The organism is Pseudomonas sp. DSV-1, assembly GCF_035830915.1.
Classification (GTDB): Bacteria; Pseudomonadota; Gammaproteobacteria; order Pseudomonadales; family Pseudomonadaceae; genus Aquipseudomonas.
The window spans coordinates 2,525,221-2,536,827 of the sequence record NZ_JAYMYG010000001.1; the positions used below are offsets into that span (position 1 = coordinate 2,525,221).

Genomic DNA, 11,607 nt, shown 5'->3' on the forward strand with positions numbered 1-11,607 from the left:
CCCCTAGTTCGCTCAGCGCATCAGGGTCCCATATGAATAGCAATCCCAAGATACTGCGTGCCTCCCTCATCTTCATTGCGTGTACGGCGTTTATCGTGTGTGGTGTTCAACCCATTTTCATGGGGTTGCTGACAGATCAGTTGAATCTGTCGCTGGATCAACAGGGCTGGGTGGTTTCAATAGAAATGGTCGGGATGACATTGGGCACCATTATTTGTCCACCGCTGATGAAGCGCTTCAGTGCAAGAAACCTGTGCCTCTACACAGGCATGCTTTGCGTGGCGCTCAGTGTCGCCACGGCATGGGCATCAACGAATAATCTGTTGCTGGTGGTGCGACTGCTTGCCGGGACCTGCGCGGGATTGATCTACGCGTATGCCGTATCAACCCTGGGTCGCCTTCCCAATCAGGACCGCTCATTCGGGTTGATGCTGCTTTTGCAAACGCCTGAATATTCGTTTTTCTCCGCAGCATTGCCCATTCTCGCGGTACAAAGCGGAATCGTGACCGCGCTGTGCACTTTCGGCCTGTGGTACGTCCTGATCTGTGTTGCCAGCCTTGCGCTGCCGCGCAAGGTGGCTGACACCAACGGGACGCTACAAAGAGTCGCTGCCCAGGATGGTTCGTCACGGGAAGGGCGCAGTGCGCTGGTCGGAATGCTGTTCATGCAAATCGCCATTTACTGCGTGTGGGGCTTCATCGATCAGCTGGCACGAGATCAGGGTATTTCCAGTGTCGATATTGGCTGGGCATTTGGTCTTTCGGCTATCGCCGGTTTGCCGGGCGCAGCGCTTCCAAGCCTGCTGGGTGGCCGTGTCAATCGCCGCTTCATGATTGGCCTGGGCTTGCTGTCCGTGTTTGTGTCGATTGCCATGCTCACCTCGTACACGCGCACACCCACTCAACTGTTCGCCGCTCTTTTCTTGCTGCAATTCGGCTGGGTACTCGCGCTGTGTTACTACATGGCATTGATTACCACCAACGATCCCACCGGCAAGCTGACGCCTCTGGTCAGTATTACGCTGATGGGGGCTGCAGCCGTGACGCCTGCGGCCATTGCGCTGCTGGTGCAGGGCTCCAACCACCAACTGATCTTTGTGCTCGGCACAGGTGCACTGCTGGTGGCCTTCGCGGTGACTTGCCTGGGCGGGCATGCTAAGGGCATCTGGCGCGAAAGAAGTGCGTGCCATGACTGATCGCGCTTCGGCTTTCATCGCAGCCTGCGCGCCGCGTGCAGGCAAGGTGTCACTGACCGCACTGGTGCTGCTGGTGCTGCTTGGCTTGAATTTGCGGCCCTTCTTGACTTCGGTTGGGCCCGTGCTCGATTTGGTGCGTGGCGACATTGGCCTGGATTTTCGCGCCGCCGCAATGCTGACCACCTTACCCTTCGTGTTGATGGGGCTGATGGCCTTTATTGGTATAGGTCTGGCCCGGCGCTTTGGGGAAAGGCAGGCGCTGACCGGCGCATTATTGCTGCTGATGCTCGGGTGTGCGTCACGGGCGGTGGTCAAGGACGGCGCGCAGTTGATCGCCTGCGCGGGTATCGCCGGCACCGGCGTGGCGGTGATCCAGGCCTTGGTGCCGGGGATCGCCAAGCGCTGGTTTCCTCAACAGATAGCAATGGCGATGGGGCTTTACTCGGCGGCACTGGTCGGCGGCGGGGCGCTGGGTTCGCTGGCAAGCACGTGGCTCACTGCCTATGGCGGCTGGAGGTTGGGGCTTTCCGTGTGGGCGTTGCCGGCACTTGTCGTGCTCCTGCTCTGGCTGCTTTGCGCGCCGCGCACACCACCGCTGGTTGCAAGCGGACCTGCTCCGGTTTTGAGCAGCTTCTTCAGGAACCGGCGGGCCTGGCAGCTGGCTGCCTACTTTGGACTCACCAACAGCGGCTATTCGAGTCTGGTGGCATGGTTGCCGTCCTTCTACCAGCAGCAGAACATGGGCCTGCAGGCTTCGGGCAACCTGCTCGCCTGGTTGGCGATATTCCAGGCGACGGCGGCATTCGCCATGCCGATGCTGGCACGGCGCAGTGCTGACCGACGCGGGCCCTTATTGCTTACGATAGCGCTGCAGACCGTGGGTTTCGCCGGTTTCGCCCTGGCTCCCAACGCCGCGCCGTGGGTGTGGGTTGCACTGGCCGGGTTTGGCCTCGGTGGTTTTTTCTCGCTCAGCCTGATTGTCGCGCTCGACCATTTGCCCGGCGCCCAAGCGGCTGGCACCTTGGCAGCCTTTGTCCAGGGAGTTGGTTTCTTGCTCGCATCAACCGCTCCCTGGTTGATCGGCTGGCTGCTTGACTGCGGTGGCAGCTTCATTACGGGGTGGTGGTTACACATTGGGGTTCTCGCCGTGATGGCGATGCTGACGCTCAACTTCTCTCCAGCGAGCTACCGCCCCAGCATGGGAGAGAGGTGAGCCAGGCTCAGCCAGGCATGCCGCGCGTCCGGGTTTTGCGGGCGCTACGTGATCGAACGCCGCCTCGTTCCAGTCGTCATTGCTCCCACTGCTCCAGCAATATGGCGACGAATTTTTCCGCTGCCGGCGACAGTGACGCGCCTCGCCGGTAAACCAGCCCCAACGATCGGTTCACAACCGGATCTACCAGCGGGACGCTCACCAGCGTTGGGTGATCCACTGCCGGCATTGCCAGGCTGGGCATGGCCGACACTCCCAGACCCGCTTCCACCAGGCCAAGCGACGTTGACAGGTGCTGCACCTCATAGAACCACTGCGGACGCCAGCTCAAGCCCGACAGGGCGTGGTCAAGCAGCATCCGGTTGCCGCTCAGGCGGCCGACTCCGATAAGACGGTAATTGCTGAGTTCTGCCCAGGATACCGAGCTGCGCTCTGCCAGCTCATGATCGCGTCGGCAAGCCAGAACAAAAGGCTCGTTCACCAACGGCACGAACTCAATGTCCGGGTGCTGGCCGCTCATCATATTGATGCCAAAGTCGGCTTCACCGCGCAGAACAGCCTCCAGTCCTTCGTTCGCACTCAGATCCAGAAGCCGGATTCGGATTTGTGGATAGCGCTCGTTATAAAGACGTATTACCGACGGGAGAAAGTAAAAGGCCGCTGTCGGGATGCAGGCCAGCGTGACACGGCCGCTCTGGCGCTCTGCCAGCTCCCGGATGTTGAGAATCGAATCGTCGAAGTCATCCAGCAGGCGTCGAGCCTTGGGCAGAAAGTCCCGCCCAACGCTTGTGAGACTGACTCGTCGAGTCGTACGGTCAAGAAGCGCTGTCCCTAATCCGTCTTCGAGCTTTTTCATCCTGCGGCTTAACGCCGGCTGAGAAAGATGCAACGCATCCGCAGCCTCGTGAAAGCTGCCAAGTTCTGCGATTTTCACGAAAGATCGTATGTCATTCAGCTCATAATTCATCATTTTGATCCAGGCCGAAGAGAAAGGTGCGTTCAAATCATCCTAAATTTATCATTCGTCAAACGCAATAATCCGGCTGATATTTGCATTGGAAACAATTTTCGAAGCCTGCGACTCTTGCATCCAAGACATCAATCACCCGGATTGATCAACAAGAGTCCGTCCCATGCAAAGAATTCCCTGTGTGCTGATGCGCGGTGGTACCTCCAAGGGCCCGGTATTTCTCGCCTGGGATCTACCGGCTGCAATCGAAGAACGTGACGAGTTGCTGCTCAACCTGATGGGCTCTGGCCACGAACTTGAGATTGACGGTATCGGTGGCGGCAGCCCGCAAACCAGCAAAGTGGCGATCGTAAGCCCGTCGCTTCACGCTGACGCTGACGTCGATTATCTGTTCGTTCAGGTCATGGTCTCCCAGCGTCGGGTCGATACCGCGCCCAATTGCGGCAATATGCTGTGCGCCGTCGGCCCGTTTGCCATCGAGCAGGGGCTGGTGAAAGCGTCCGCCGATGTGACGCGGGTGCGTATTCGCAACCTGAACACCGGGACATTTGTAAACGCCGAGGTACAGACCCCCGGCGGCAAGGTCAGCTATGAAGGCGACACTGCCATCGACGGCGTACCGGGCACCGCCGCGCCTGTGCAACTGACGTTCCTGGACGCTGCTGGCAGCAAGACCGGCAAACTGTTCCCCACCGGGCACACACAGGATGTGATCGACGGTTTTGCGGTGACCTGCATCGACATGGCGATGCCGATGATGATCGTCGAGGCCAGCCAGTTGGGTAAACAGGGCGATGAAAGTCCCGCTGAACTGGATGCCGACGTTGAGTTTCTGCGCCGACTGGAATCCCTGCGCCTGAAAGCCGGTTTTGCAATGGGCCTGGGCGATGTCAGTGACAAAGTGATTCCCAAGCCGGTGCTCGTGTCACCGGCCAGGTCTGGCGGTACGATTCAGGTGCGCTACTTCATGCCTCACACCTGTCATCGTGCACTGGCAATCACCGGAGCCATTGGCCTGGCGACCGCCTGTGTCACGGAGGGCAGCGTGGTCTCGCAACTGCTGGGCAACGTTGATGAGCCCCGTTTGAAACATGTGCGGATTGAACATCCAAGCGGCGGGATAGACGTTGTATTGTCTTACACCGGCGCTCGGGAAGAGACCATTCGCGCCTCGGTCGTGCGCACATCGCGCAGGCTGTTCTCCGGTTTTGTTTACGCTACAGCTTCCCAACGACTCGCCGGATAATTTCCCCCAGGTCATTGCCGCTTTTGCATCAGCACACCGCCAGACATCGTTGGTTCATGTCGTCCGGCGGGAATGGGGTCGTGCGCCTTTGCGCCGGCCGCACTCATTATAAAAACAAGAGAATTGACCTATGCTCGCATTTCTTGGTTTGGCCATGGTGGTCGTCTTCACCTTCCTGATAATGACCAAACGGCTGTCACCCATAGTGGCGCTTGTTGTCGTGCCGATCGTATTTGCCGTCATTGGCGGTTTTGGCGGCACCACCGGCAAAATGATGCTCGATGGCCTGAAAATGGTGGCGCCTTCAGCTGCGCTCCTGTTGTTTGCCATCCTGTTCTTCGGCTTGATGATTGATGCAGGCTTGTTCGACCCGCTGATCCGCAAAATCCTCAAGCGCGTCAATGGCGACCCGATGAAAATCGCGGTCGGCACTGCACTGCTGTCATTGCTGGTCGCACTCGACGGCGACGGTACAACCACCTACATGATCACCTGCGCTGCGATGTTGCCGTTGTACAAGCGCATTGGCATGAACCCGATGGTTCTGGCAACCATCGCCATGTTGTCCTTGAGCATCATGAGCGGCATGTCTCCTTGGGGCGGACCTGCTACCAGGGCCATCGCGGCCCTGGGCCTGGACGCCGGCGAATACTTCGTGCCGATGCTGCCGACGATGATCGGAGGCGCCATGTGGGTGGTCTTCACGGCCTTCTTGCTGGGTCGTGGCGAGCGCAAGCGCATTGGCAATATCCAATTGCAAAGCGGCGGGGGTAATTGCTACATCAAGGCCATCCTTGAAGACACACCCTACAAGCGCCCCAGGCTGGCCTACATCAACCTGCTGCTGGTGATCGCGGTGATGGTTGCGCTGGTGATGGGGATCATGCACTCGGCGATCCTGTTTCTGATCGGTTTTGTCCTGGCATTGATGATCAACTACCCGCAACTGGATATTCAGAAAGAACGCATCCTGGCCCACTCCGGTAATGCGATGACCGTGGTGTTGCTGGTGTTTGCCGCTGGCATCTTTGCCGGGATCTTCTCGGGCACCAAGATGGTCGATGCTCTGGCTCAAACGCTGGTGGACTGGATTCCGCCGTCCTGGGGGCATCTGTTCCCGCTGGTGGTGGCGATCACCAGCATGCCGCTGACGTTCGTCCTTTCCAACGATGCTTACTACTTCGGGGTGGTGCCGATCCTGGCCAATGCGGCGGCGGCCTATGGCATAGACCCCCTTGAAATCGCACGGGCATCGGTCCTCGGCCAGCCCGTGCACCTCATGAGCCCGCTCGTGGCTTCGACGTTACTGCTGGTGGGCATGGTTGACCGTGATATCGGCGACTTCCAGAAAGCCACCGTCAAATGGGCGGTGTTCACCTCCCTTGTGATTACGACACTGGCCTTGCTGACCGGGGCGATAAGCCTCTTCTCCTGATCCACCCAGGCCTCCTGCTTTTTATCGACGCGCCTCGACGGTGAGGCGTGCGCAGTCCTGCACCCCAAATAACAACAATGAGAAGTTTGCCATGACCTGTTTACATACCCGGTGGACGTTGCTTTCTGTTCTGGGACTGCTACCCCTGGCGAGCGCCAGCGCAGACGGATTTGTCGATGACAGCAAGCTCAAGCTGCAATTGCGCAACGTGTACTTCAACGAAAACTTTCGCGACGAGCATGGCTTGAGTGCGAAATCAGCAAGAACGGCGAAGAGCGAACGAACCGAGTGGGCCCAGGGATTGCTGCTCGATTACCAATCGGGATTTACCTCCGGAACCCTAGGCTTGGGTATTGATGCGCTGGGCCTGCTGGGGGTCAAGCTCGACTCGGGTCGCGGTCGCAGCGGCACAGGACTGCTGCCTGTGCATGACGATGGTCGGGCGGCCGACGAGTTTTCAAGCGCCGGGATAACGGCCAAAGCCAGGCTCGCCAGAACCACCCTGAAGTACGGAACCCTGCTCCCCAAAACACCGGTGCTGATCTACAACGATGCGCGTCTTTTGCCCCAGACCTACGAGGGCGGCCAGATCATCAGCAGTGATATCGAGAACCTGACCCTGACAGGGGGGTATCTGGAACGTTTCAAGTTGCGGGACTCCACTGACAGCATTGCACTGGTGCCCGACGGTTACGGTGGCGATAAATCGGGGGATTTCAGCTACGCCGGTGCTGAATACAAAGCAGGCAAAACCATCCGCCTCAGCTATTTCTACGGGGAGCTTGAGAACTTCTACAGGCAAAATTTTGCCGGAATCCAGCACGATCTGCCCATCGGCGCAGGGGTACTCACCAGTGACCTGCGCTACTTCAACAGTGTCGATACGGGGTCGGCCCATGGGGGCAGGATCGATAACGATATGCTCAGCGGCCAACTGAGCTACGCAATCGCGGGCCATTCCTTTGGCGGCGGCTACCAGACACTCAGTGGCGATGCCGGGCTGCCCTATATCAGCGGCGCAACCGTGTACTCCTTCAGTAACGCGGGTATCGGCAAATTTATTGAGGAAGACGAGAAGACCTGGATGCTGAACTATGGCTACAACTTCGCCGCCGTGGGTGTACCAGGGCTGACATTCGCCACCCGCTACCTGAGCGGTAACGACGGCAAGTCCAGCAGTACAGTCAAGGAATGGGAGCGCGATGCCGAACTGGCCTATGTGGTGCAGCAAGGTTCACTCAAGGGGTTGGGGGTCAAGCTGCGCAACTACGTCTATCGTTCGGACTTCTCGCGAGGACGTGACAGTAACCGGGTCTACCTGACTTACGATATCGCGCTCTGGTAGTGCCTGTTATATGTCAGTTATGTCGCTATCAATGGTGGGATATAACCCAAAGTGAGGTTGTTATTCCATCAAACCAGTTCAAATGAGATTTATAGTACGTTCTAATCTATTCATATAACTTTGAAATGATTGGAGTTTTTGTCCTTGAAAACATCGGCGCTCTTACCTTTCGGCCTCGCTCTGCTCGCGACCTGTGCAACGGCTTTTGCGGGCCCCACCCTGGATCGCGTAACCCAAAAAGGGGAGATGACGGGCGTGCTGATGGAGAGCTATCCGCCATTCTCCTTTCTCAACGATCAGAACCAGCTGGACGGCTTTGACGTTGACGTCGCCAAGGCCGTGGCGCAGCGCCTGGGGGTCAAGCTCAAGCTGGAAACACCGTCCTGGGATGTCATCGCCGCAGGCCGCTGGAGCGGGCGTTACGACATCTGCGTGTGCTCGATGACCCCGAGCAAGGCCCGGGCTGAAGTGTTCGACTTTCCGGTCGAGTATTACCAGTCGCCGGCAGTGATCGTGGTGAACGCCAAGGATAACCACATCGTTGAAGGCAAGGACTTGTCCGGGAAAAAAGTGGGCGTGATCAGCGCGTCCACCTATGAAGCGTATCTGAACAAGGACCTGGTGATTGAAGGCGCCGAAGACAAGCCGTTGAGCTACCCGTTCGAGAATGTCCAGATTGCCCCGTACGACAATGAAACCGTGGCGTTCCAGGACCTGGCCTTGGGCAGCGGGGTGCGTCTGGATGCGATGGTCACCAATCTGATCACGGCCCGTGAGCGGATTGCCGAGGATCCGCGCTTCAAGATCGCTGGTCCCGCGCTGTACGCAGAACCCAACGTGGTAGCGATTGAAAAGGGCGATCCGCAGTGGAGTGCCAAGGTGACTGAGGCCATTGCCGGGCTGAAGGCCGACGGAACCCTGAGCAAGATTTCACAGAAGTGGATCGGTTCCGATATCAGCCAATGACAGCCCACAATCCACACCCCGCCAAGACACATTCACTCGCCAAGACCGAACCCCGTCGCTTGAGCCAGCTGTTTGGCTTTCGCACCCGGCTCTATCTGACGTGGGCGGTGCTGTTCGCTTTGTGCGTCATGTTCTTCATGAGCTTCGACCTGAAGCTGTCGATCATCCTGGATAAGTTGCCGAACCTGATGGGCCTGCACCTGGGCCCCAACGGCTTTCTGCAAGGCGCGGCGCTGACGTTGTTCCTGTGCTTTTGTTCGATCTGGTTGTCCTTGCTGCTCGGTTTTGTGACGGCGCTTGCGCGCCTTTCACGCAGCGCCGTGGCCTTTGGGATCGCGAGCTTCTACGCGTCATTTTTTCGCGGGACGCCGCTGCTGATCCAGATCCTGCTGATCTACCTGGGCCTGCCCCAGATCGGCATTGTTCCGGGGGCAATCAGCGCGGGCATCATTGCGTTGTCGCTCAATTACGGTGCCTACCTCAGCGAGATTTTTCGCGCCGGGATCATGGCCGTGTCCCCCGGGCAACGCCAGGCAGCGATGGCGCTGGGGCTGTCGCCGACGGCGACATTCCTGCACATCATCCTGCCGCAAGCCATGCGCACGATTTTGCCGCCGACCACCAGCCAGTTCATTTCAATGCTCAAGGACTCCTCGCTGATTTCGGTGATGGGCGTGTGGGAAGTGATGTTCCTGGCGCAGTCCTACGGGCGTTCGTCGTATCGTTACATCGAAATGCTCACCACCGCCGCCGTTATCTATTGGTTGATGTCGATCGGGCTCGAACTGGTGCAGAACCGCCTCGAGCGCCACTACGGCAAAGGGTTCACACAGCAGCGCTGAGCCTGCTTATTTACGAACCCGTGGGTGTCAGTCATCAACAGGTTCAGCCCAATTTCACACATTCAGAGACAAGACATGAAGGAACGATCAATGGTTATTCTTGATGGTGGCATGGGCCGGGAGTTGCAACGTTGTGGCGCACCTTTCAGGCAGCCTGAGTGGTCGGCACTTGCATTGAGCGAAGCCCCGGAAGTCGTGGTGGCCGTTCATGCCGCGTTCATAGAAGCCGGCGCTCAAGTCATTACCAGCAACAGTTATGCAGTGGTTCCCTTCCATATAGGTGAGGAGCGCTTTGCCAGTGAGGGGCTGGAACTCGCCTCGATTGCAGGCCGACTGGCACGCAAAGCGGCTGACGCCAGTGCCCGACCGGTCAAGGTCGCGGGTTCTCTGCCGCCGTTGTTCGGCTCCTACAGGCCTGATCTGTTCCAGCCTGAGCGGGTGACAGAAGTGCTCACGCCTCTGCTTCAAGGCTTGGGCGCGCATGTGGACCTGTGGTTGGCAGAGACCCAGAGCTCACTGGCCGAAGTGCAGGCGATCCACGCTCATCTGCCGTCAGACGGCAAGCCATTCTGGGTATCCTTCACCCTTCAGGATGAAGAGACTGACGGTGTGCCTCGCCTGCGTTCAGGCGAACCCGTGGCCGACGCCATCGAAGCGGTTGCAGGAATGGGAGTTGCCGCGGTGTTGTTCAACTGCAGCCAGCCGGAAGTGATCGGTGCTGCCGTGGATGTGGCGCGAGCCATTACCGAGCGTTTGGGTGCCGACATCGCCATTGGTGTCTACGCCAATGCCTTCCCGCCGCAACCGAAGGAAGCGACGGCGAATGACGGCCTGGACGAGCTGCGCGAAGACCTCGATCCCCTTGGCTACCTGGAGTGGGCCAAGGATTGGCAACACAGAGGGGCAAGCATGATCGGCGGATGCTGTGGTATCGGCCCGCAGCATATTGCCGAGCTCAAACGTAGCCTGAAGTAACCTGGCAACACGCCAGTGTTGAGTGAAAACCTGCACGGGCCCTGCACTCGATTCGCCTGGTGGCGCCAAGCGTTGCCGGCGAACGGGACGGGCAGACTGAAACGTACATCAATCGTTGCCTGAACATGAATCGTCCGCTGTTTGTTGCTTTGGATGGGCCCAAGGGGACCGGCAAAACCACACTGCTGGAAGCCGTCACGAAAGTACTGAGGGCAGACAGCAAAAAGGTGATCCGGCTGTGCGAGAAAAAAAGCGATCCCTACCGGGGTGAAACAATGGCCCTCGTTAACAGGCTCGCCAGAGATCCGTGCCGGGATCTGGAATTGGCCGTGTGTGAGCGCCTCGCTGACAGCCGAGCCTGGATGACCCGGCACGTGCTGACCAAACAGCCGCCAGACTGCATCATCCTGATCGATCGCTGGTACCCGTCTGATGCGGCGTTTCGCCGGATAGTCCCGTTTGCAGAAATCCTGCAGTTGAACATGGATCGAAACGTGCGAGTGCCAGACCTGCATGTCGGGGTCGTCACCGCCCCTGAAATGTCATGGGCGAGGGCGGCGGCACGGTCCCGCGGGCTGGGGAGTACGGTGATGCACGCGCTGCAAGAGCATGTCGCGAGCACGAAAGCATTCGAGCAGGCGGTGGCAGATCAGGGCTGGGTGTTATGCCGTAACGAAGGATCGATCGAAGACGCTACGATGCAGGTGGTTGCCGGGATCTATAGCGTCCTTTGACCCTCGAAGGCCTATTTGGCCTGTGGCCAAAACCGCACGCCACCGCCCGGCGCCTCGGTCCAGGCCTGTAGCGAACGCGTCGGCAAGTCGAAATAGTCCCGGGTACGGGCATACCCATGCCCGCCCATCCGCCCGATCGCATCAAGCCCCAACTGGTCGATGTACAGGGTGTGCGGGTCAATCAGTTCGTCCCGTACATGGGCCATCAGGACTTCGCCAAAGATGATTTCCCGCGATTGCCCGATGGACAGCGCCATCATCCGGCGACACTCCAGCGCCACCGGGGCTTCGCCTATACGCGGGCATTTGACGGTGGTCCCGGCAATCGCCGTGAGGCCGGCGGCGGTCAGTTCGTCGAAACCGGGGGCGAAGGGCACGGCGCAGACATTCATCGCTTCCACCAATGCATCGCTGACAATGTTGACGGTGAATTCCTGGTTGAGCTGGATATTGCGCGTGGTGTCCTTGGGGCTGAGGTCACCGTAGTTCTCCACGCCCAGCGCCAGAATCGGCGGGTCGGCAGACAACGCGTTGAAGAAGCTGAAAGGGGCTGCATTGATACGTCCTTCGCCATCAACGGTTGTCACCAGCGCAATCGGTCGTGGCACCACGCTGCCAATCAGGATCTTGTATTTGTCGCGGGCACTCAGGGTGCTGAAGTCGAAGCTTTGCATAGGCACAAATC

At 58.7% G+C, this 11,607-nt stretch carries 11 protein-coding genes; 9 read left to right on the forward strand and 2 right to left on the reverse strand.

Translation table 11 applies throughout. The annotated features are described in order from the left end of the window. Positions 1 to 32 precede the first annotated feature (32 nt). Positions 33 to 1,196, forward strand: a complete 1,164-nt coding sequence (locus VSQ83_RS11840; protein WP_133079166.1) for an MFS transporter — start codon at positions 33 to 35, stop codon at positions 1,194 to 1,196. Continuing rightward, complete coding sequence (locus tag VSQ83_RS11845; RefSeq protein ID WP_133079165.1) at positions 1,189 to 2,409, forward strand: cyanate transporter; 1,221 nt, start codon at positions 1,189 to 1,191, stop codon at positions 2,407 to 2,409. The genes VSQ83_RS11840 and VSQ83_RS11845 overlap by 8 nt, the downstream gene beginning before the upstream one ends. Before the next feature lie 76 nt (positions 2,410 to 2,485). Here VSQ83_RS11845 and VSQ83_RS11850 read toward each other — a convergent pair whose 3' ends face one another. Next, the gene (locus VSQ83_RS11850) at positions 2,486 to 3,376 is read right to left on the reverse strand and encodes a LysR family transcriptional regulator (protein ID WP_133079164.1); all 891 of its coding nucleotides are present in this window, start codon (positions 3,374 to 3,376) and stop codon (positions 2,486 to 2,488) included. 166 nt (positions 3,377 to 3,542) lie between these two features. On the opposite strand from VSQ83_RS11850, the gene VSQ83_RS11855 reads away from it, so the two are divergent. The 7 genes from VSQ83_RS11855 to VSQ83_RS11885 all read left to right on the forward strand — a co-directional run bounded on the left by VSQ83_RS11855 (position 3,543) and on the right by VSQ83_RS11885 (position 10,922). Further along, on the forward strand, positions 3,543 to 4,625 hold the full coding sequence (locus VSQ83_RS11855; RefSeq protein ID WP_133079163.1) for a 4-oxalomesaconate tautomerase: 1,083 nt from the start codon (positions 3,543 to 3,545) through the stop codon (positions 4,623 to 4,625). 130 nt (positions 4,626 to 4,755) lie between these two features. Further along, a complete protein-coding gene (locus tag VSQ83_RS11860) occupies positions 4,756 to 6,060 on the forward strand; it encodes a CitMHS family transporter (protein WP_133079162.1) in 1,305 nt (434 codons plus the stop codon). Between the two features lie 91 nt (positions 6,061 to 6,151). Continuing rightward, positions 6,152 to 7,405, forward strand: coding sequence for an OprD family porin (locus VSQ83_RS11865; RefSeq protein ID WP_133079161.1), 1,254 nt, complete (start codon positions 6,152 to 6,154; stop codon positions 7,403 to 7,405). Between the two features lie 144 nt (positions 7,406 to 7,549). Further along, positions 7,550 to 8,371 carry an ABC transporter substrate-binding protein gene (locus tag VSQ83_RS11870; protein ID WP_442800250.1) on the forward strand — a complete coding sequence of 274 codons (822 nt, stop codon included), beginning with the start codon at positions 7,550 to 7,552 and terminating at the stop codon, positions 8,369 to 8,371. Further along, positions 8,368 to 9,213, forward strand: a complete 846-nt coding sequence (locus VSQ83_RS11875) for an amino acid ABC transporter permease (protein ID WP_326426861.1) — start codon at positions 8,368 to 8,370, stop codon at positions 9,211 to 9,213. The genes VSQ83_RS11870 and VSQ83_RS11875 overlap by 4 nt, the downstream gene beginning before the upstream one ends. A 90-nt stretch (positions 9,214 to 9,303) precedes the next feature. Continuing rightward, positions 9,304 to 10,188, forward strand: coding sequence for a homocysteine S-methyltransferase family protein (locus tag VSQ83_RS11880; RefSeq protein ID WP_219261937.1), 885 nt, complete (start codon positions 9,304 to 9,306; stop codon positions 10,186 to 10,188). A 125-nt stretch (positions 10,189 to 10,313) separates the two neighbouring features. Beyond that, complete coding sequence (locus VSQ83_RS11885; protein WP_326426862.1) at positions 10,314 to 10,922, forward strand: dTMP kinase; 609 nt, start codon at positions 10,314 to 10,316, stop codon at positions 10,920 to 10,922. Positions 10,923 to 10,933: 11 nt separating this feature from the next. Here the strand turns inward: VSQ83_RS11885 and VSQ83_RS11890 are convergent, their stop codons facing one another. Continuing rightward, positions 10,934 to 11,596: a flavin reductase family protein gene (locus VSQ83_RS11890; protein WP_219261935.1), complete on the reverse strand. Its 663-nt coding sequence runs from the start codon at positions 11,594 to 11,596 to the stop codon at positions 10,934 to 10,936. Positions 11,597 to 11,607 lie beyond the last annotated feature (11 nt).

Coding starts and splice junctions, on each gene's coding strand:
- VSQ83_RS11840 (WP_133079166.1), top strand. CDS start 33: ATGAATAGCAATCCCAAGATACTGCGTGCCTCCCTCATCTTCATTGCG.
- VSQ83_RS11845 (WP_133079165.1), top strand. CDS start 1,189: ATGACTGATCGCGCTTCGGCTTTCATCGCAGCCTGCGCGCCGCGTGCA.
- VSQ83_RS11850 (WP_133079164.1), bottom strand. CDS start 3,376: ATGAATTATGAGCTGAATGACATACGATCTTTCGTGAAAATCGCAGAA.
- VSQ83_RS11855 (WP_133079163.1), top strand. CDS start 3,543: ATGCAAAGAATTCCCTGTGTGCTGATGCGCGGTGGTACCTCCAAGGGC.
- VSQ83_RS11860 (WP_133079162.1), top strand. CDS start 4,756: ATGCTCGCATTTCTTGGTTTGGCCATGGTGGTCGTCTTCACCTTCCTG.
- VSQ83_RS11865 (WP_133079161.1), top strand. CDS start 6,152: ATGACCTGTTTACATACCCGGTGGACGTTGCTTTCTGTTCTGGGACTG.
- VSQ83_RS11875 (WP_326426861.1), top strand. CDS start 8,368: ATGACAGCCCACAATCCACACCCCGCCAAGACACATTCACTCGCCAAG.
- VSQ83_RS11880 (WP_219261937.1), top strand. CDS start 9,304: ATGGTTATTCTTGATGGTGGCATGGGCCGGGAGTTGCAACGTTGTGGC.
- VSQ83_RS11885 (WP_326426862.1), top strand. CDS start 10,314: ATGAATCGTCCGCTGTTTGTTGCTTTGGATGGGCCCAAGGGGACCGGC.
- VSQ83_RS11890 (WP_219261935.1), bottom strand. CDS start 11,596: ATGCAAAGCTTCGACTTCAGCACCCTGAGTGCCCGCGACAAATACAAG.